Genomic DNA, 17,782 nt, shown 5'->3' on the forward strand with positions numbered 1-17,782 from the left:
AGCCGGGGGCACCGGATCGGGCCCGCCGGGCGACGGCACCGGTCCGGGTACGGGCCCTGGAGCCGGCCCGGGACCCGGCGCGGGTGTCGGGGAGGGCGGGACCGGATCGTTCGGAGGCGTGCCCATGAGAAAAACCCCATCACATCTGAAGGAATCCATTCAAGGAATCTGTCTTTCCGGCAGGTGCCCGTGACCGACCGCGACAAACGGCTCCGCCCGCCCGGCGAGGATCCGGGCGTACGGGCGTCGGTGGAGTTCCTGACCGATGGGCGGGCCGCGGCGTACGGACGGTCCGCTGCCCGGACGCCGCCGTGGACGAACCGCGGGCGCTGCCCGCGAGCGAGCGCGGGCACGGCCTGCTGGACCTGGACGAGGGCGTCGCCCGGATCGCCCCGCCCGGGCGTGCCGGCCCCGATGTCCTGGGCGCGGGTCAGGTGGCGGAGGCGGGGCCGGGCGGCAGGTGGACGGTCATGATCAGGCGGCAGGTGCCGGCGCCTGCGCCGCGGTAGGTGTGGGGGGCGTCGCCGTCGAAGGTGGCGGTCTGTCCGGCTTCGACGGCGTGCTCGGTGCCGTCGACGACCAGGGTCATCCGTCCGGCGGTGACGCTGACGGTTTCCACGACACCGGCCTGGTGGGGGTGGCTGGGGTACTCCTCGCCCGGCTGGAGTTCCCAGCGCCAGACCTCGGTCGGGGCCGGGCCGGACGTCGTCAGCATGAGCCGGGCCTCGCCGCCCTGCTCGCCGGTCCACAGCGGCATCACGGTGTCGGCGGACACGACGCGGACGCGGCCCTCGGTCCGCCCCTCCATCAGGGCGGACACGGAGACGCCGAGGGTGTCGGCCAGCCGGACCAGGGTGGCGAAGTTGGGGTTGCCCTGGGCCCTCTCCAGCCCCACCAGAGCCCCCTTGCTGACCTTGGCGCGTCGGCTGAGTTCGTCCAAGGACAGGCCCGCGCGGGTACGGGCCGTCCTGACGTTGCGTGCGAGCGTCCGCAGGGCCGCCTCGGTCTCGGCCATCCGATCACCCTCCTCGTGAATGGGCCACTTTACTGCACCGCGCGGTCATTCGGTTGACACCGGACGGTCGTTTCGTTGTACGGTTTAGTCGTTCCATTGAAACAGTAAGGGATGTACCGTGATCGCTCTGCTTCTGGCCCTGGGCAGCTCACTCGCCTACGGGTGCGCCGACTTCCTCGGCGGCCTCGGCGCCCGTAAGGCCCACGTGCTGCGCACCGTGATGATCGCCGCGCCGGCCTCTCTCGCGGTCGAGCTGCTGCTGTGGCCGTTCCTCGGCGCCTCGTTCAGCGCCGGCGCTCTCGGCTGGGGTGCCGCGTCCGGGGTCGCCTCGGCCGCCGCGTTCGCCCTGCTCTACCGCACCCTGGCGATCGGCCCGATGAACGTGCTCTCGCCCGTGACCGCGCTGGTGTCCGCCATGCTGCCGGTCGGGGTGGGCCTGTTGCAGGGCGAGCACCTGGGCGCCGCCGGGCTCGTGGGGCTGCCGCTCGCGCTGGCGGCGGTGGTGCTGGTCAGCGCCGGACACGGCTCCGGGACGGCGCGTCCCTCGCGTACCGCGCTGCTGCTGGCCCTCGGTGCGGGTGCCGCCATCGCCCTCCAGCTGATCTTCCTCCACCAGACGCCCTCCGACAGCGGCGTGGCCCCGCTGATCGTGGGCCGGGCGGTCTCCTCGGCCGTCACCCTGGCCGCGGCCGGACTGATGTACCGCAAGCTGGGCTCGGAGAAGCCCGCGTACGCGATGTCGGCCGCCGCGGGGGTGCTGGACTCGGTGGCGAACCTGCTGTTCCTGCTCGCCGCCCGCAGCGGGGACCTCGCCGTCGTCGCCGTGATCACCGCCCTCTACCCGGCCGGCACGGTCCTGCTCGCCCGCAGCGTGCTCGCCGAACGCATCCACCGCGGCCAGCTCATCGGCCTGGGCACCGCCGCCGTCGCCGTCAGCCTCCTCGCCCTCACCTGAGCGCCGGCCCCCAAGCCCCCACCACGCCACCGCCCCGCAAGGAGACCGACATGTTCATCCAGCCCTGGGACACCAGCCTGGACGAAGCCGAATGGCAGACCTGGATCGCCGAAGGCCACGACTTCGGGCAGCTCAGCGTCAACGGCCCGCCCGGCCGGGCGCCCGTCGCCGTTCCCACCCATTTCACCGGCGACGGCAACCACCTCCTGATCCACCTCGCCCGGCCCAACCCGGTCTGGAAGGCGATCGAGCACGACCCGAACGTCACCTTCACCGTCATCGGCGACTACGCCTTCATCCCCGGCACCTGGCGCGCCAAGCCCGGCACCCCGCCCACCGACGGCGTCCCCACCAGCTACTACGCGGCCGTGCAGTTCACCTGCCGCGCCCACGTCGTCGACGACCCGGAGGCCAAGGCTGAGCTGCTGCGCCGTCAGCTCGCCCACTTCCAGCCCGAAGGGGGCCACGCCCCCGTCGCGGTCGACCAGCCGCCCTACGGCCGGATGCTGCCCGGCATCCGCGGCCTGCGCCTCGAAGTCACCGAGGTGCGGGCGAAGTTCAAGTACGACGACCACAAGCCCGTCGAACAGCGTGCCGGCATCGCCGACCGCCTCACCGAACGCGGCGAGGGCCTCGACCTGCCCACCGCGCGGCAGCAGCGCCGCCGCCTGGACCGCATCGGCCCCTGGAAGCCCTGATCCCCGTTCACACCCGTTCACACCCGCCCACACCCGTACGCACCAAGGAACGGAGCCCTCGCCCATGACCCTCTTCCGCATCAGCCCCGCCGTCGCCGACGCCTTCCCGCACACCCTCATCGCCCTGGTCACCGCCACCGGCCTGCGCGGCCGTGAACCCTGGCCCGGCACCACCACCGCCCTTCGGGACCTGGAGCAGCAGCTCGCCGACGGCACCTGGCGGCCCGCCGACGAGACCGACCCCCGGATCGAGGCATGGCACACCGCCTACCGGTCCTTCGGCACCAACCCCCGCCGCATCCGCCCCAGCGTCGACGCCCTCGGCCGCCGCCTCGCCAAGAAGGGCGCCCTGCCGCGCATCAACCCGGCCGTCGACTCCTACAACGCCGTCTCCGTACGGCACGGCCTGCCCGCCGGCGCCTTCGACCTGGACCACGTCGCCGGCGACGTCGACATCCGGTACGCCGACGGCAGTGAGGAGTTCACGCCGCTCGGCGAGCCCGGCACCGTGGAGAACCCCAAGCCCGGCGAGATCGTCTACACGGACACCGCCGGTGTCCTGACCCGCCACTGGAACCACCGCGACGCCCACCGCACCCGCGTCACCGAGGACTCCACCCGCGTCGCCTTCGCCCTGGAGACCCTGCACGCCACCCGCGACGGACACCTGCTCGAGGCCGCCGCGCACGAACTGCAGGGGCTGCTCGCCCCGCACGCCGAACAGACCACCGTGCACCACCTCACCCCGGCCCGGCCCGACGCCACCGTCTGACCCCTCGCCCCGGCCCCGGACCCCATGGTGACGCGCGGCGTACCTGCCTGAACCGTTGACAGGTGCCGGTCGCCTTGGCCATGCCCCTCGGGGAGCGCTCTCCCCATGGGCGCCGAGGGCCAGGACCCGGCGGCCGTACCGCTGCACTCGATGTCGTACGCCCTCTACTGCAACAAGAAGATGTTCCAGGAGGCCGGCGTCGAGAAGCCGCCGGCCACCTGGGACGAGATGGCCGAGACGGACAGGAAGCTGTCCAAGGACGGCACGTGGGCGCTCGGAGCCGAAGGCTCGAACCTGTCCAACAGCATCCACCAGGTCTTCGCGCTCAGCCGGCAGCACGGCGGGAACTTCTTCGACGCCTCCGGCAAGCCGGACCTCACCTCGGACGCCGACGTCGCGGCCGTGAAGCAGTACGTCGACCTCATGGGCAAGAACAAGATCATCGCCCCGGGCAACGCCGAGTACGCCCAGATCCAGCCCCTCCAGGACTTCGCCAGGGGCAAGACGGCCATGGTGCTGTGGCAGTCCGCCGCCAGCACGTTCAAGGCCCACGGCATGAAGAACGAGGACCGGGGCGTCGCCCCGGCGCCCGTCCAGTCCGGCACCCTCGCCGCCGCCCGCCGCATGGACGGCCACACCAACCGCTGGTGGCTCGACCCGGTCCACGGCCGGGGCTTCCCCGCCGACATGACCGAGGTGTACGGCGTGGACCTCCCCGAGCGCGCCGGCGACCTCGCCACCATCGCGCAGCCACTGGACTGGCTGGGGCTGAACCACTACTTCCCGGCCGTGGTGACCGACGACCCGCACGGCCCCTACCCCTTCGCGCGCCGGATCCGCCGGCCCGGCGTACCGCGCACGGGCATGGACTGGGAGATCGACGCGGGCGGCATCGAGACCCTGCTGATGCGCCTCACCGAGGAGTACGGCGCACGCCGGGTCCGCGTGACCGAGAACGGCTCCGCCCACCCCGACGCGGTCCTCGCCGACGGCACGATCGACGAATGTGAGCGCGCCCAGTACCTCCGGGAACACCTGGCGGCCTGTGCCCGCGCCGCGCAGCGGGGCGCGCCGCTGGCCGGCTACTACGCCTGGTCGCTGCTGGACAACTTCGAGTGGGCGTACGGCTACGACAAGCGCTTCGGCCTCGTCCACGTCGACTACGGGACCCAGCGCCGCACCATCAAGGGCAGCGGTCGCCATTACGCCGGCATCATCCGCGGCCACCGCACGCGCGGCGCCCGCGCGGCCTGACGGACCGGGAACCGCCCGGGGCGGGGCCGCGGCCCCGCCCCGGGCGGTCGTGAACCGGCCCGTTCCCTGTCAGCTTCCCTGTCAGCGCCGAACGCCCCGGGCGGACCACCCGGAGCCCACACCGGCCACGTGCAGGGCGAGGAGGGCGAGCCCGAGGAGCATGAGACTCGTCGGACCGAAGACCGCGGCTGTCGACGCCTCGGTCGCGTGAATGATGAAGGCGATGACGAACACCACCGCCGCCGCGAATGCCAGCATGTTCTTCTCCCACCACTGGACGGCGAACCACGCGTCATCCCGGTGGCTGCGCCGCTACCCGCCGTATTCCCTGCCGCAGACCGGTCATTCCTTGCCGGCGCCGCGCCGCCGGCCGGCGGTCACCTCACCGGGTTCACATACGGCAGCACCTTGTCCGGCGTCAGGGGCAACTCCCGCAGCCGTGTCCCCACGGCGTGGTGGACGGCGTTGGCGACGGCCGCCGCCGTGCCGACCACACCGATCTCGCCGATGCCCTTGCCGCCCGTCGGGTTGAGGTGCGGATCGTCCTCGTCGATCCAGTGCGCCTCGATCGCCGGCACGTCCGCGCAGGCGGGCACGTGGTAGGAGGCCAGGTCCTTCTCCGTGTACTCCCCGAAGGCGGCGTCCATGGTGCTTCCCTCCGTCAGCGCCATGCCCAGGCCCATGGTCATGCCGCCGATGAACTGGGAGCGCGCGGTACGGGGATTGAGGATGCGGCCGGCGGCGTAGACGCCCAGGAGGCGGCGTACGCGGATCTCTCCCGTCACGGTGTCGACCTGCACCTCGGCGAAGTGGGCGCCGAACGCGTGCTGCGCGTACGGCGATTCCCTCCCCACTTCCTCCCCGGTGTCCGCGGCGGCGCTCACGCCCTCGGCCGGCAGCCCGCCGGAGTGATCGCCGAGGCGCTCGGCCAGGGCCGTGCAGGCCTTGTGCACGGACCAGCCCCACGACGCGGTGCCCGACGAGCCTCCCGCGAGCGGCGCCGCCGGCAGATCGGTGCTGCCGATGTCGACGCGCACCGATTCCAGGGGCGCGGCCAGCACGTCGGCGGCGATCTGCGCGAGCACGGTGCGGGCCCCGGTGCCGATGTCGGTGGCGTTGACCCGGATCAGGTACGTGCCGTCGGGGGCGGCGTGCGCGGTGGCGGAGGACGGACTGACCATGACGGGGTAGGTGCTGGCGGCCACCCCGGTGCCCAGCAGCAGGTCCCCTTCGCGGCGGACGCCCGTACGCGGATCGCGCCGCTCCCAGCCGAAGCGCCGGGCCCCCTCCCGCAGGCACTCGGTCAGATGCCGGCTGCTGAAGGGCCTGCCGCTGTCGGGTTCGGTGCCCGGTTCGTTGCGCAGCCGCAGTTCCACCGGGTCCATCCCGGCGGCGACGGCGAGTTCGTCCATCGCCGACTCCAGGGCGTACATCCCGGACGCCTCGCCCGGAGCGCGCATCCACGAGGGGGTCGGCACGTCCAGTTCGGCGACCCGGTGGCCGGTGCGGCTGTGGGGCGAGGTGTACATGGTGCGGGCCGGGACAGCCGCCTGCTCCACGAACTCGTTGACCGTGGAGGTGTGCGTGATCACCTCGTGGGCGAGCGCGGTGATCACGCCGTCGGGGCCGGCGCCCAGCCGGACGCGCTGCACGGTCGGCGCGCGATGGCCGACGACCGCGGCGAGCTGGCGGCGGGGGAGTGCCAGCTTGACGGGGCGCCCGGTGTGGAGCGCGGCCATGGCGGCCAGCACCGGCTGGGGGCGGGGGGTGCCCTTGGAGCCGAACCCGCCGCCGACGTGCTCGGAAACGACCGTGACCCGGCTCCTGTCCTGTCCGAAGATCCGGGCGAGAACGTCCTGGACCGCTCTGGAGCCCTGGGCCGAGTCGTACACGGTCAGATGCCCGTCGTCCCACCAGGCGGTGGCCGCGTGCGGTTCCATGGGATGGTTGTGCAGCGCGGTCATGGTGTAGGTGGCGTCGATCCGCACCGCCGCGGCGGCGAACGCCGTGTCGAAGTCGCCGCGTTCCCGGACGGCCGGGTGGCCGCCGTTCGCCTGCTCCGGTGTGTAGAGGCCCGGGTGGTGGGCGGTCAGCCGTACGTCGTGCTCCTCGCGTGCGTACTCGATCCGCAGCGCGTCGGCGGCGGCCCCGGCGTTCTCCAGGGTGTCGGCGACCACCAGGGCGACGTACCAGCCGCGGTGCGGGACGCGGGCGTTTTGCAGGAGCGCGAGTGTGGGGTCGTCCGGTTCTTCGAGGCGGGGCGCGTTCTCGTGGGTGAGGACGGCGAGCACTCCGGGCAGGGCCAGTGCCTCGTCGGCGTGCACGGCGGTGACCCGGCCGCGGGCGACGGTGGCGGGCACCGGCCAGGCGTAGGCGCACCCGGGCGGGGTGTGCTCGGCCGCGTAGCGGGCGGCGCCGGTGACCTTGTCGCGGGCCTCCCGGCGGACGGCGGGGGTGCCCAGGGGGGACGGTGCGTGCGTCATGACGGGTTCTCACGTCCTCAGGTACGGGAAGCGAGCTCGGCCAGCACGCTGATGGTGAGGTTGCGGGCGAGCGGCACTTTGAAGCCGTTGTCGCGCAGCGGCTCGGCCGCGGCGAGTTCGGCGTCGGCCGCCCGGGCGTAGGTGTCCTCGGTGGCGGGCGCTCCCCGCAGCACCTCTTCGGCCGCGCGGGCCCGCCAGGGCCGGTGCGCGAGTCCGCCGAAGGCCAGGGCGGCGTCGCGGACGATGCCGCCCTCGACCCGCAGTACGGCGGCGACGGAGGCGAGGGCGAAGGCGTAGGAGGCGCGGTCACGGGCCTTGCGGTAGCCGCAGCGGGCCCCGGCCAGGCCCGGCGGCAGGGTCACGCCGGTGATCAGTTCGCCCGTACGGAGGACGGTGTCCTGATCGGGGCGGTCGCCCGGCAGGCGGTGGAGGTCCACGACGGCCAGGGCGCGTACGCCCTGCGGGCCGCGCAGGTGGACGGTGGCGTCGAGGGCGGCCAGCGCGACCGCCATGTCCGAGGGGTGCGTGGCGATGCAGTGCTCGGAGTGGCCGAGGACCGCGAGGTCGCGGTGGAGCCCTTCGCGGGCCGAGCACCCGGTGCCCGGAGCGCGCTTGTTACAGGGGGTCGAGGTGTCCTGGAAGTACGGGCAGCGGGTGCGCTGGAGCAGGTTTCCGCCGGTGGTCGCGGCGTTGCGCAGCTGTCCCGAGGCACCGGAGAGCAGGGCCTGCGACAGGACGGGGTAGCGCGTACGCACGGTGGGATGGGCGGCCAGGTCGCTGTTGCGTACGGTCGCGCCGATGTGCAGGGAGCCGTCGGGCGTCTCGTCGATCCCGTCCAGTGGCAGACGGCTGATGTCGATGAGGAGTTCCGGGGTCGCGACCCCGAGTTTCATCAGGTCGACGAGGTTCGTGCCGCCGCCGAGGTACTGCGCCTCGGGATGGGCGGCGAAGGCCTCGACCGCGTCGTCGGCGGTCTCGGCGCGGAAGTACGCGAACGGCCTCACGGCGCCACCTCCCCGATCGCTTCCACGATGTTCGGGTAGGCGCCGCAGCGGCAGATGTTGCCGCTCATGCGTTCCCGGATCTCGTGCGGGGTGAGGGCGGCGGGGCCGTCCGGAGCGTGCCCGGGCGGTGTGACGTACGAGGGGGCGCCCTCGGCGGCCTCGGCCAGGACCCCGACGGCCGAACAGATCTGGCCCGGGGTGCAGTAACCGCACTGCAGGGCGTCCCGCGCGACGAACGCCTCCTGGACCGGATGGAGCCGGTCGCCGTCGGCGAGACCTTCCACGGTGGTGATGTGCGCGCCGTTGTGGGCGGCGGCGAGCAGCAGGCAGCTGTTGGCGCGCCGGCCGTCGACGAGCACGGTGCACGCACCGCACTGGCCGTGGTCGCACCCTTTCTTCGCCCCGGTGAGGTCCAGGTGCTCGCGGAGGGCGTCCAGGACGGTGGTCCTGTGGTCGAGCGACAGGGTGTGCGGGGTCCCGTTGACGTGAAGGGTGAGGACAGAGCTGTGCGCGTTCTCCTGCTGGCTGGTGGGCTCCACTCCGTCGCGCCTCTCAGGTCCGAAGGTGTCACTTCTCCCCTTCCTATCAAAATATGAGGATGTGCGCGGTTCGGTTCGCTCGGCCCAGGACGGGTACCGGGGTGGGACGCGAACCCGAGGAAGGAGGTCGGTATGGCCGTTGCGAAGTTCTCTCTCGTGGCCGTGGACTGCCCCGATCCCGAGGCGCTCGCAGGCTTCTACGCCGCGGTGCTCGGTGGTGACGTGAAGCAGAACGACGAGGACTGGTACGACCTGCGCCTGCCCGGCGGAATGCGTATCGCCTTCCAGCGCGCGCCGGGTTTCCGGCCGCCGGACTGGCCGCGGGCCGACGACAACTCGCAGCAGATGCACCTCGACTTCGACGTACCGGACATCGAGGCGGCGCAGGAGCAGGTGCTCGCTCTCGGCGCGACCCCGCTCGACCTGGACGACGACGGCGGGCGACGGGGCTTTCGGGTGTACGCCGATCCGGCGGGCCACCCGTTCTGCCTCTGCCGCGAGTGAGGCATCCGGCGGCCGCGACGCCGCCCGACGTGAGGAGGATCCATGAGTGACCGGCGGACGCAGGACCAGGAAGAGGCAGGTACGCCCGTGCCGAGAGACCTGCCCGACCAGCAGGCGCAGGACAGTGAGGACCCGCTGGACGAAGTCGGAGACGGCGCGCGGGAGGAACGCACCCCCGACGCCGGTCAGGACTCCGCCCCGGACGAGCCGACGAGCTGAACGGGCGGGCGTACCCGAACATTCCGGGACGTCTCGGATTGCAGGTACGGGGTGACCGGCGCAAGGTGGGAGCCAGTTCGGTCACCTCTGATCTCTGTGGAAGGACACTGTCGTGAGCAAGGCGAAGGCGAAGGCGAAGCAGCTCAAGGGCAAGATGAAGGAAACCGCCGGCAGGACCGCCGACGACCGGCGGATGGAAGCGGAAGGCCGCGGCGAGCAGGTGAGGGGCAAGGCCCAGGAAACGGTCGAGAAGACCGGCGACCGGGTCAAGAGGTCGACCCAGAAGTAGTCCCGGTGCCGGAAACGGGCCGCGCGGTCTCGGCCGCGCGGCCCGTCGGTCTGCTCCGGGAAGTGCCGAGAAGCGCCGAGAAGTGCCGAGAAATTCCGGGAAGTACCGAGAAGGAGGAACGGCGACATGGAGTGCGCGGCCGTCTTCGACGTCGACGGGACGCTCGTCGACACCAACCATCTGCATGTGACGTCCTGGTGGGAGGCGTTCCGCCAGGCCGGGCACGACGTCGTGATGCACGACATCCACCGGGCCGTCGGCCTGGCGGGCCACGACCTCATCGCCCATCTGCTCGGAGACGGACGTGACACGAGCCAGGACGACGCGATCAGCGCCGCCCACAAGACGCTGTACGCGACGTACGCCGAGCGTCTGCCCGCCCTGCCGCAGGCCGGCCGGCTGCTGCGGACCCTCGCCGGGCAGGGCTGGAGCGTCATCCTCGCCACGTCGGCGAGCGGCGCGGAACTCGACGCCCTGCGCCGTGCCATCGACGCCGACGACGCCATCACCGCCACCGCGAGCGCCGACGACGTCGACGCGGGCAAGCCGGCACCCGACCCGGTCGAGCAGGCCCTGGAACTGGCCGGGGTACCGGCGGACCGTGCGGTGTTCGTCGGCGACACGGTGTGGGACATGGAGGCCGCCACCCGGGCGGGCGTGCTCGCTGTGGCGCTGCGGTGCGGGGGCATCCCGCAGGCGGACCTCGAGGACGCCGGTGCCGCGGCCGTCTACCAGGACCCCGCGGACCTGCTGGCCCGCCTCGGCGACAGTCCTGTCGCCCGGCTGAAGGAGGGGTTCGGTGACGCCCGCCCGGGAACGCGTGCCGTGACGTAGACGCGGATTCCGGAGGTGGCAGTGGCAGAGAGTGATCACCGATCGCACACCGGTGGTGTCGCGCTCGGCCATACGTGGCGATGGCTGTCCCGGGAGGCATCGGCGATCTGGCGTTCGGCCCGCCGGGCCCGGGCGGGCCCCGGCCCGGAGCGCGACGTGGTCACCCAGTCACTCAAGGCCGCGGGCGCCGCGGTCCTGGCCTGGGCGCTGACCGGCTGGTGGTGGAACGCGCCGATGGCCCTGATGGCGCCGTGGACGGCGGTCGTACTGGTGCAGAGCACCGTCTACCGTTCCCTGCGCTCCGGGGTGCAGCAGCTCGTCGTGATCGCCCTGGGCACCGTACTGGCGGCGGGAGCCGCCAACCTGACGGGGGACACCATGACCGCCATGGTCCTGGTGCTGCCGGTCGCCGTACTGCTCGGCAACTACGGGCGCTTCGGCGAGCAGGGCCTGTACGCGCCGACGACCGCGGTGTTCGTACTGGCCTACGGGTCCTACTCGGGCCTCGACATCCTGCACCGGCTCTTCGAGTCGGCCGTCGGCGCGGTCATCGGCATCGCGGTGAACGCGCTGATCCTTCCCCCCGTACACCTGCGCAGCGTCCGGGACTCCCTGGGCAGGCTGCCTTCGGAGAGTTCCGAGCTGCTGCACACCGTCGCCGACGGCCTGCGGGAGGGGTACGGCCGCCAGGAGGCCGAATCCTGGCACGACCGCGCCCGCCGCGTGACCGCGATCCTGACGGACCTGCACGACGCCCGCCTGTGGAACCGCGAGAGCTACCGCCTCAACCCGGCCGGCCGTCTGCGGCGCACCGGCCCGGCCCTGCCCCCGCCCGAGTGGGACTATGCCTGGGAACGGATCGCCGACCCGCTGGTGGCGCTCACGCGCAGCCTCGTCAGTACGGTCAGCGACGAGCCCATGCTGAGGCCGCCGCCCGGTTCCGTCCTGACGCACCTGTCGGATCTCCTGCGGGCGGCGGGCGACGTGTGCGCGGCCGACCGGGACGTGCTCGAGGGGCGGGGCCGGGCCGCGAAGGAGGAACGCGCGCTCGCGCTCGAGTCGGCCTGGGCCGCGCACGGGCGGCTGAAGCAGCAGCTGCTCGACCAGGACAGCGAGACGGCCACGTCGGTCGGGGGCCTTGTCGCGGAGTCCCAGCAATTGCTTTACGAGCTCGCTCCGCTGGAGCGGAACGAGCGCGCACAAGGCGGCCGGGACAGAGGGTAAAACGGCGCGTTCCGGGCACCCGATGGCCAAAGCCCTCAACCCGAGCCTTCAACCGAAACCACGAGACCAGGGGGTGCGTCGTGGTAATGAGTGACGTCCTCCAGTCGCGGGGCAGACCCGTCGGCTGACCCTGTGCGGCGCCGAGGACATCGTGGGTCGCTGTCGCGACTTCAGCCGGGAGGCCCTGACCGACTGGCAGTGGATTCCCGCCGGGGACGAAGAGGAGCAGGCGGTCGTCGACGACGTCCTTCTGCTCGTGTCCGAGGTGGTCACCAACGCCTGCCTGCACGCCGGCGGGCCCAGGGAGTTCGTACTGCACTGCACGGCCGACCGGCTGCGCATCGAGGTCACCGACGGCAGCCCCGTCCATCCGAGGCCCCGGCCGCCGGGTGTGGCCGCGCCCGGCGGGCACGGTCTGGTCGTGCTGCGGCGCCTCGCCCGGAGCTGGGGCTCTCTTCCGCGGGGAAGCGGCAAGACGGTGTGGGCGGAGGTGGTGGCGCCGGGTGGTGCCCGGCGACCGGGACCTTAGCGGGCCGCCCGTCGTCCTCCGCGAGGAGAGCCTCGCGCAGGGTGCTCAGGATGCGCGTCAGCAGCCGGGACACCTGCATCTGGGAGATGCCCATCCGCTCGCCGATCTCCCGCTGTGTCAGTTCCTCGACGAACCGCATGGTGAGGATCGTCCGGTCCCGCTCGGCGAGGGTGGCCACCAGTGGTTTCAGGGCCACCATGCACTCGACGGTGTCGTACGCCCGGACTTCCTCGCCCAGGCAGCACTGCGCGAAACCCGTGGGCGCCTCGTCGTCGAACGCAGCGTCGAGGGAACGGGCGTTGTAGCCGTTCGCCGCCCGACGGCCTTCCTGCACCTGCTCCCGGCTCACGCCCAGGTGATCGGCGAGCTCGGCGGCTGTGGGCTCGCGGCCCAGGTCCTGCTCCAGGGTGTCGCAGGCCCGTGCGATGTCGATGCGGAGCTCCTGCAGCCGGCGCGGCACCCGCACGTCCCAGCTGTTGTCCCGGAAGAAACGCTTGATCTCGCCCTCGATCGTCGGCAGCGCGAAAGAGGGGAACTCCACCTCGCGCCCGACGTCGAAACGGTTGATGGCCTTGATCAGACCGATGGTGCCCACCTGGACGACGTCTTCCATGGGCTGGTTCCGGTTGCGAAACCGCGACGCGGCGTACTTCACCAGGCTGAGGTTGATCTCGACCAGAGTGTTGCGGACGTACGCGTACTCCGGTGTCCCCTCCTTCAGCGACGCCAGTCGCCCGAACAGGGAGTCGGACAGGGTGCGCGCGTCCGGTGTGCAGAGGGTGCGCAGATCCGGAATGTCGGGGAAGTCGGCCAGTCCCGGCGGACGGGACCCGGGCGCGGCGGGGGCGGTGTCACGAGTGCGCAGGCGGCTGGACATGAGGCTCCTTCGACGCGCTGGGGGAACCGTCGTGCGAGCTTCCTGATCGATATCTTACCCAAGCGCGCCTTTTGGTGCTTTATTGCACGAATCGCCAGTGCCAGTGCCAGTTGCCGGCACCGGCACCGGCGGCGGTACCGCTGACGGGGGCTAGCTCGCCTTGCGGCCCGCGAGCGGCGCTGTCCGCTCGCCGCTTCCCTTGCGCACGCCGTCCAGGAACTCCCGGATCGCGTCGGTGGACGGCCGCGTCGGCTGCCAGTCGAGTTCCCGGTGCGCCCGGGAAGCGTCGAGCACGGGCAGCCGCAGCACCGCGTCGAACAGGTGCGGTGACGCCGGGACGAGGTGTGCGCTCCAGGCCGCCGCGAGCGCGGTGCGCACCACGCGCACGGGCACCCGCACCACGCGCGCCCCCAGCAGTTCGCCCAGTACCCGCGCGTCGACGACCGGGTCGGCGGCCAGATTGAACGCTCCGTCCACCTCGCGCACCACGGCCTGCCGGTACGCCTGCGCGGCGTCGTCGGTGTGCAGTGCCTGGAGGACGAGCCCTTCCAGATCGGGGACCCAGGGGAGCAGTTCGGGCCGTACCAGGGAGCCGGGGAGGAAGCGGCCCGCGAAGATGCGCCGCTGTTCGCTCGCCGACGCCTCCTTGAACAGGAACGCGGGACGCATGCGCACGACGCGGACGTGCGGGTGCTCGTGCTCGAAGGTGTCCAGCACTCGTTCGAGGTAGGACTTCTCGCGGCAGTACGCGGCGTCCGGCCAGCCGTGGGTCGGCCAGGACTCGTCGACCCCCGGGGCCTCCTTCGGGCCGGGCGCGTACGCGCCGACCGACGAGGCGTGCACGAGCGCGGGCACGCCCGCGGTCACCACCGCGTCGAACACCCTGAGCGAGCCGAGGACGTTGGTCCGCCAGGTGAGCACCGGGTCGTGGGTGGGCTGGAAGCGCCAGGCGAGATGGACGACGGCGTCGGCGCCGGCGAAGTACCCGACGAGCTGGTCACCGGCCCCTTCCTGCCCCAGGTCCACAGCGGCCCATTCCGTCCGGGGGACCGTCAGGTCGGGAACCCTGCGGGCGAGGCCCAGGACGGAGGCGACCTGCGGATCCCCCGCGAGTGCCCGCACCACACTGGTGCCGACGTTGCCGGTGGCGCCCGTGACGACCACCCGTAGCCCTGTTCTCACACTCATGAGGCACTCCGTTACTTCACTCGTCGTGTTGCTTCGGGACCGGGCGGACGTCCTTCGGGTCCCCAGAACGGAACGGGTGAAACGGGCACCGCGCGGCTGGGCACGGCGTCATCGGACGGGTGTCGCCGCACGCGTGTCACCGGACGAGGAAGGCGACCGCGGCGCACGCCCCGCTCGCCGCGCCGGAGACCAGGACGGCCGCTGCCACGCAACGCGCCCTGAGCCGGCGGTAGCGCTCGGTGTACTCGCCGCGCAGCGCGGTGGCCCGGTCCGAGATCCGCACCAGCATGGCCCGGGAAGCGGCCAGCCGCTCGGCCGTGTAGACGCGTTCGACGTCCTCGCGCTGCGCGGTGGTCAGCCACGGCAGCTGCTCGGTGAAGAGGCCCGCCTGGCGGCGCGCTTCCGCGACCTCGGCGCTCCACAGGAGGTAGCCCTCCAACTGGGCCAGACCGCGGTCGCTGTCCCCCTCGGGGTCCATGCTCCCCTCCTTCCTTCTTATTCCCGGACGGCGTGCTGGTCCCTGCGGTCTCCCGGCGGCACCGGCACCGGAGTTCCGGTCTGCGGCGGCTCGCGTACGCCTGTCCGGCAGCAAACCAGTGGCCCGGCACACGGTGCGAGCCAGGAGGCTGGTACGCCGTCAAATTCACCCGGTAGGCCCCTTGGAGACCGGCGGGCCGGAATCCGCCGAGGGCGGCCCCGGCGCCGGCGGGTCCGGGGACTGGGGACCCGGGGAGTCCGGAGCGGGCTCCGACGGGGGATCCGGCGCGTGGGACCCGGGCTCCGGCGGTACGGACGGCGGTGCGTCGGACGGCGGCGACGGCGATGCGCCCGGTGGCGGCGAGGACGTGGGCGTCCCCGTGGCCGGCGGCGGAATCTCCTCGTCGTCGTCGCCGGTGTCGCCCGCTTCACGGCGGAACCAGCCCTCGCTTCCCGGGTCGAACATGACGAACGCATCCACCGGCCGGGCCGCGGGCTTCACCGTCACCACGTTCGTGGGCCGGAACCCGGGCCACGGGGTCCCCGTCCGCCTGACGGTGCCCTGCAGGGTGTCCGGCGGGAGCAGCGGGTTGCCGCACGCGCAGCGCACCCGCGGTACGCCGCGGTCGTCGACGAGGACGGCCGTGCCGGCCTGCAGTACGGCCTGGTACCTGGTGGGAGCGCCGCTGCGGTAGCCGTGGCTGGTGACCCGGGTGTCCATCCGCAGCCGTACGGGCGTCAGCGACCGCAGATGATCCGGTACGCCGGTGGGCTCGATCTCCAGGACGGTGGCGAACGCCTTGTTCTTGCTCTGTTCGGCCATGAGCGTGGTGATCTGCTTCTCCACGTCGCAGCTGGAGACCTTCCGGGTCCCGCCGTACAGGCCGGGGCCCGATCCCTCCATGACGGGGACGGCGTGGGACCGGGCCACCGACGTGCTCGGCCCCACGTCCGGTGGTGTGGCCGACGACGTCGCCCCGGGGTCCTCGCGTGCCGCCGACTCGGTGTACGGGTCCGGCCCGGACGAGCCCGCGGTCTCCAGGAAGATCTCGCCGCCCGTGGCCGGCCCGCCGTCCGGACGGGTGAGGGCGACGGTCACCACCACCGCGGTCACCAGGACGGCGGCGACGGCCGAGACCCGGGGCACGGACCGCCACCAGGGACGCCCGGGCTCACCGGGTCCGCCCGTACCGCCGGGTCCGCCCGTACCGCCGCCGCCCGGAGGGCCGGACGGGGGACCCGGAGGGGTGCCGGGCGATGGCGCCGGGCCCGGCCCGGAACGGCCCGGGAGCGGGCCGGGGGGAGGTCCTGCGGGGCGGCCCGAGGGCGGCGGTTGAGCACTCACGGGCTGCTCTTCCCAACGTAGGGATCAATCCCGGTTCAAAATTTTTCTCTCGCTTTGTGCGCTTATTGTGTGCCTCGCCTCCGTACGGCCCGCAAGCTGACGCGGTCGGCCCTGTCCGGCGGCGGACCGCCGGACCCGTGGATAGCGTGGCGGCGTGAGCCAGCAGGAGTTCAGCGACCGAAGCCGTGCGCCGCGCGCCGCGCGCATCTGGCGTGACGCCTTCGTGACGGTGTTCGCCGGCCTGGCGGCCATGGCCGTCACGGCGGCTCTCGGGCTGTGGGCCGCAGGGGCGGCCGATCTGCCCGGGGGTGCTTTCCCGAGCGTCGTCGCGGCCGTCGTGGTGATGGCGGTCGGCGGCTCCGTCGGGATGTCCGGAGGCGCGGGCGCGATCGCCGAGACGAGGGCGGACCTGTCGGTGCTGCCCCTTTCGGTGACCCTCGCCGGGGCGCTGGTGATCGCCGTCGGCTTCCTGCGGCCGCTGCGGCACCGGGCCGTCGTCGGTGTCCGTGAACTCGCCGGGCGGGCCGCCTGCCTGGCGGCCCTGTGGGTGCCGGCGCTCGTCGTCCTCTCGCTCTTCGCGCGGCACACGTTCCGCGTCCCGCTGGAGGACCCGACGGGCGGCCTCTTCGACGACCTGCTGGAAGAGGCATCACCCGAGGTCGGGTTCCGGACCGACCTTCCCGTCACCCTCCTCCTCGGACTGCTGTGGCTGGCGGGCCTCCTCGCCGTGGCCCTCCTCGTGTCCCGCAGGGCGCCGCTCCCCGCCCGCCTGGTGCGGTTCCAGGAACCGGTGCGCCCGGCGGCCTTCGCCATGGTGGCGCTGCTGCTTTCCTGCGTCGTACTGGGGCTGGTCGTCGCACTCGTCGTCGCGGTGACGCGCGATCACCCCGCCGAGACGTTCGCCGTGATCCTGCTCGGGCTGCCGAACCTCGCCTGGATGGCCTTCACGGTGGGGCTCGGCGCGTCCTGGGAGGGGAAGGTGGACGGTCCCTTCGGACTGCGGATGCCGCAGATGCTGGACAAGGTGCTCCGTACGCCGGACATCTCGACCGTCAACCTCCGCACGCTCACCGAGCAGGACGGACGGGCCTGGTGGCTGCTGGTCGCCGCCGTGGTCCTGGTGGTGGCCGCCGCGTTCCTCATGGCGGTCCGCTCGCCCGCCCGGATGCGGCTCTGGCAGCACGCCGTCCACATGGCCGTCGCGCTCACCCTCACCGTGCTGGCGGTCTGCCTGACCGCCGGGATCTCCGCCCATTACGGTCTGTCGCTGCTGGGAATCGGAGATTTCCTCTCGGAGATCAGCGGCGGCCTCGGCCTCGGCCTCGACGGAGAGGTCTCGCTGCGGCCGCGGCTGTGGACGGCGCTCGGTCTTGCCGTGCTCTGGGGGCTGGTGGCGGGTTTCCTCGGCGGTCTGCTCGCCGCACGGGTGCACCGGCGGGGCGAGGTGCGGCCGTCGGCCTCCTGAGGTCCGCCGGCGGCCGGCGGGCGGGCCCGCGGGCCCGGAGAAGACCGGCAGTGCCCAGCGGGACGGTGGAGGCGGTGCGGGACCGTCGCCGGGTCCGACGAGGTGTGTTTT

At 72.7% G+C, this 17,782-nt stretch carries 19 protein-coding genes and 1 pseudogene; 11 read left to right on the forward strand and 9 right to left on the reverse strand.

From position 1 onward, the window contains the following. Nucleotides 1-430: 430 nt before the first annotated feature. Complete coding sequence (locus BN1555_RS31960; protein WP_093802645.1) at nt 431-1,015, reverse strand: helix-turn-helix domain-containing protein; 585 nt, start codon at nt 1,013-1,015, stop codon at nt 431-433. A gap of 118 nt (nt 1,016-1,133) precedes the next feature. Between BN1555_RS31960 and BN1555_RS31965 the strand changes: the two genes are divergently transcribed. The 4 genes from BN1555_RS31965 (at nt 1,134) to BN1555_RS31980 (ending at nt 4,694) form a co-directional block, all read left to right on the forward strand. Continuing rightward, on the forward strand, nt 1,134-1,970 hold the full coding sequence (locus BN1555_RS31965; protein WP_093802646.1) for an EamA family transporter: 837 nt from the start codon (nt 1,134-1,136) through the stop codon (nt 1,968-1,970). Nucleotides 1,971-2,020: 50 nt separating this feature from the next. Next, nucleotides 2,021-2,668 (forward strand): FMN-binding negative transcriptional regulator, encoded by a 648-nt coding sequence (locus BN1555_RS31970; RefSeq protein WP_093802647.1) that lies wholly within the window; start codon nt 2,021-2,023, stop codon nt 2,666-2,668. A 64-nt stretch (nt 2,669-2,732) separates the two neighbouring features. Continuing rightward, entirely contained in the window at nt 2,733-3,440 is a 708-nt protein-coding gene (locus BN1555_RS31975; RefSeq protein WP_093802648.1) for a B3/B4 domain-containing protein, read from the forward strand. Between the two features lie 105 nt (nt 3,441-3,545). Next, entirely contained in the window at nt 3,546-4,694 is a 1,149-nt protein-coding gene (locus BN1555_RS31980; protein WP_093802649.1) for a family 1 glycosylhydrolase, read from the forward strand. A gap of 81 nt (nt 4,695-4,775) precedes the next feature. Here the strand turns inward: BN1555_RS31980 and BN1555_RS39255 are convergent, their stop codons facing one another. The 4 genes from BN1555_RS39255 to BN1555_RS31995 form a co-directional block, all read right to left on the reverse strand. Then, on the reverse strand, nt 4,776-4,952 hold the full coding sequence (locus BN1555_RS39255) for a hypothetical protein (RefSeq protein ID WP_176710197.1): 177 nt from the start codon (nt 4,950-4,952) through the stop codon (nt 4,776-4,778). A gap of 119 nt (nt 4,953-5,071) precedes the next feature. Continuing rightward, complete coding sequence (locus BN1555_RS31985) at nt 5,072-7,177, reverse strand: xanthine dehydrogenase family protein molybdopterin-binding subunit (protein WP_093802650.1); 2,106 nt, start codon at nt 7,175-7,177, stop codon at nt 5,072-5,074. A gap of 17 nt (nt 7,178-7,194) precedes the next feature. Further along, nucleotides 7,195-8,181 (reverse strand): FAD binding domain-containing protein, encoded by a 987-nt coding sequence (locus BN1555_RS31990; RefSeq protein WP_093802652.1) that lies wholly within the window; start codon nt 8,179-8,181, stop codon nt 7,195-7,197. Then, complete coding sequence (locus tag BN1555_RS31995; protein ID WP_093802653.1) at nt 8,178-8,720, reverse strand: 2Fe-2S iron-sulfur cluster-binding protein; 543 nt, start codon at nt 8,718-8,720, stop codon at nt 8,178-8,180. The genes BN1555_RS31990 and BN1555_RS31995 overlap by 4 nt, the downstream gene beginning before the upstream one ends. A 132-nt stretch (nt 8,721-8,852) precedes the next feature. Between BN1555_RS31995 and BN1555_RS32000 the strand changes: the two genes are divergently transcribed. The 6 genes and pseudogenes from BN1555_RS32000 to BN1555_RS40860 all read left to right on the forward strand — a co-directional run. Then, nucleotides 8,853-9,224 carry a VOC family protein gene (locus BN1555_RS32000; protein ID WP_093802654.1) on the forward strand — a complete coding sequence of 124 codons (372 nt, stop codon included), beginning with the start codon at nt 8,853-8,855 and terminating at the stop codon, nt 9,222-9,224. 42 nt (nt 9,225-9,266) lie between these two features. After that, on the forward strand, nt 9,267-9,443 hold the full coding sequence (locus BN1555_RS39260; protein WP_176710198.1) for a hypothetical protein: 177 nt from the start codon (nt 9,267-9,269) through the stop codon (nt 9,441-9,443). Between the two features lie 112 nt (nt 9,444-9,555). After that, nucleotides 9,556-9,732: a CsbD family protein gene (locus BN1555_RS32005; protein ID WP_093802655.1), complete on the forward strand. Its 177-nt coding sequence runs from the start codon at nt 9,556-9,558 to the stop codon at nt 9,730-9,732. A gap of 126 nt (nt 9,733-9,858) precedes the next feature. Beyond that, nucleotides 9,859-10,566 (forward strand): HAD family hydrolase, encoded by a 708-nt coding sequence (locus BN1555_RS32010; protein WP_093802656.1) that lies wholly within the window; start codon nt 9,859-9,861, stop codon nt 10,564-10,566. Nucleotides 10,567-10,587: 21 nt separating this feature from the next. Next, the gene (locus BN1555_RS32015) at nt 10,588-11,790 is read left to right on the forward strand and encodes an FUSC family protein (protein ID WP_255306289.1); all 1,203 of its coding nucleotides are present in this window, start codon (nt 10,588-10,590) and stop codon (nt 11,788-11,790) included. A 265-nt stretch (nt 11,791-12,055) separates the two neighbouring features. Then, nucleotides 12,056-12,214, forward strand: a pseudogene (locus BN1555_RS40860) (ATP-binding protein); the annotation flags it as partial. Here the strand turns inward: BN1555_RS40860 and BN1555_RS32025 are convergent. The 4 genes from BN1555_RS32025 to BN1555_RS39265 all read right to left on the reverse strand — a co-directional run bounded on the left by BN1555_RS32025 (nt 12,138) and on the right by BN1555_RS39265 (nt 16,008). Then, nucleotides 12,138-13,196 (reverse strand): SigB/SigF/SigG family RNA polymerase sigma factor, encoded by a 1,059-nt coding sequence (locus BN1555_RS32025; RefSeq protein ID WP_093802657.1) that lies wholly within the window; start codon nt 13,194-13,196, stop codon nt 12,138-12,140. The pseudogene BN1555_RS40860 and the gene BN1555_RS32025 sit on opposite strands and share 77 nt — an antisense overlap. A 150-nt stretch (nt 13,197-13,346) precedes the next feature. Further along, complete coding sequence (locus tag BN1555_RS32030; RefSeq protein ID WP_093802658.1) at nt 13,347-14,384, reverse strand: NAD-dependent epimerase/dehydratase family protein; 1,038 nt, start codon at nt 14,382-14,384, stop codon at nt 13,347-13,349. A 136-nt stretch (nt 14,385-14,520) separates the two neighbouring features. Continuing rightward, nucleotides 14,521-14,862 carry a hypothetical protein gene (locus BN1555_RS32035; protein ID WP_093802659.1) on the reverse strand — a complete coding sequence of 114 codons (342 nt, stop codon included), beginning with the start codon at nt 14,860-14,862 and terminating at the stop codon, nt 14,521-14,523. Nucleotides 14,863-15,027: 165 nt separating this feature from the next. Beyond that, nucleotides 15,028-16,008 (reverse strand): DUF6777 domain-containing protein, encoded by a 981-nt coding sequence (locus BN1555_RS39265; protein ID WP_176710199.1) that lies wholly within the window; start codon nt 16,006-16,008, stop codon nt 15,028-15,030. Between the two features lie 403 nt (nt 16,009-16,411). Here BN1555_RS39265 and BN1555_RS32055 point away from each other — a divergent pair, with 403 nt between their 5' ends. Then, a complete protein-coding gene (locus BN1555_RS32055; RefSeq protein WP_093803799.1) occupies nt 16,412-17,671 on the forward strand; it encodes a streptophobe family protein in 1,260 nt (419 codons plus the stop codon). Nucleotides 17,672-17,782 lie beyond the last annotated feature (111 nt).

The organism is Streptomyces sp. Wb2n-11 (genome assembly GCF_001049855.1).
Classification (GTDB): Bacteria; Actinomycetota; Actinomycetes; order Streptomycetales; family Streptomycetaceae; genus Streptomyces; species Streptomyces altiplanensis.

Coding starts and splice junctions, on each gene's coding strand:
- BN1555_RS31975 (WP_093802648.1), top strand. CDS start 2,733: ATGACCCTCTTCCGCATCAGCCCCGCCGTCGCCGACGCCTTCCCGCAC.
- BN1555_RS31980 (WP_093802649.1), top strand. CDS start 3,546: ATGGGCGCCGAGGGCCAGGACCCGGCGGCCGTACCGCTGCACTCGATG.
- BN1555_RS39255 (WP_176710197.1), bottom strand. CDS start 4,952: ATGCTGGCATTCGCGGCGGCGGTGGTGTTCGTCATCGCCTTCATCATT.
- BN1555_RS32010 (WP_093802656.1), top strand. CDS start 9,859: ATGGAGTGCGCGGCCGTCTTCGACGTCGACGGGACGCTCGTCGACACC.
- BN1555_RS32000 (WP_093802654.1), top strand. CDS start 8,853: ATGGCCGTTGCGAAGTTCTCTCTCGTGGCCGTGGACTGCCCCGATCCC.
- BN1555_RS32025 (WP_093802657.1), bottom strand. CDS start 13,196: ATGTCCAGCCGCCTGCGCACTCGTGACACCGCCCCCGCCGCGCCCGGG.
- BN1555_RS31970 (WP_093802647.1), top strand. CDS start 2,021: ATGTTCATCCAGCCCTGGGACACCAGCCTGGACGAAGCCGAATGGCAG.
- BN1555_RS39260 (WP_176710198.1), top strand. CDS start 9,267: ATGAGTGACCGGCGGACGCAGGACCAGGAAGAGGCAGGTACGCCCGTG.
- BN1555_RS31960 (WP_093802645.1), bottom strand. CDS start 1,015: ATGGCCGAGACCGAGGCGGCCCTGCGGACGCTCGCACGCAACGTCAGG.
- BN1555_RS32035 (WP_093802659.1), bottom strand. CDS start 14,862: ATGGACCCCGAGGGGGACAGCGACCGCGGTCTGGCCCAGTTGGAGGGC.
- BN1555_RS31985 (WP_093802650.1), bottom strand. CDS start 7,177: ATGACGCACGCACCGTCCCCCCTGGGCACCCCCGCCGTCCGCCGGGAG.
- BN1555_RS32030 (WP_093802658.1), bottom strand. CDS start 14,384: ATGAGTGTGAGAACAGGGCTACGGGTGGTCGTCACGGGCGCCACCGGC.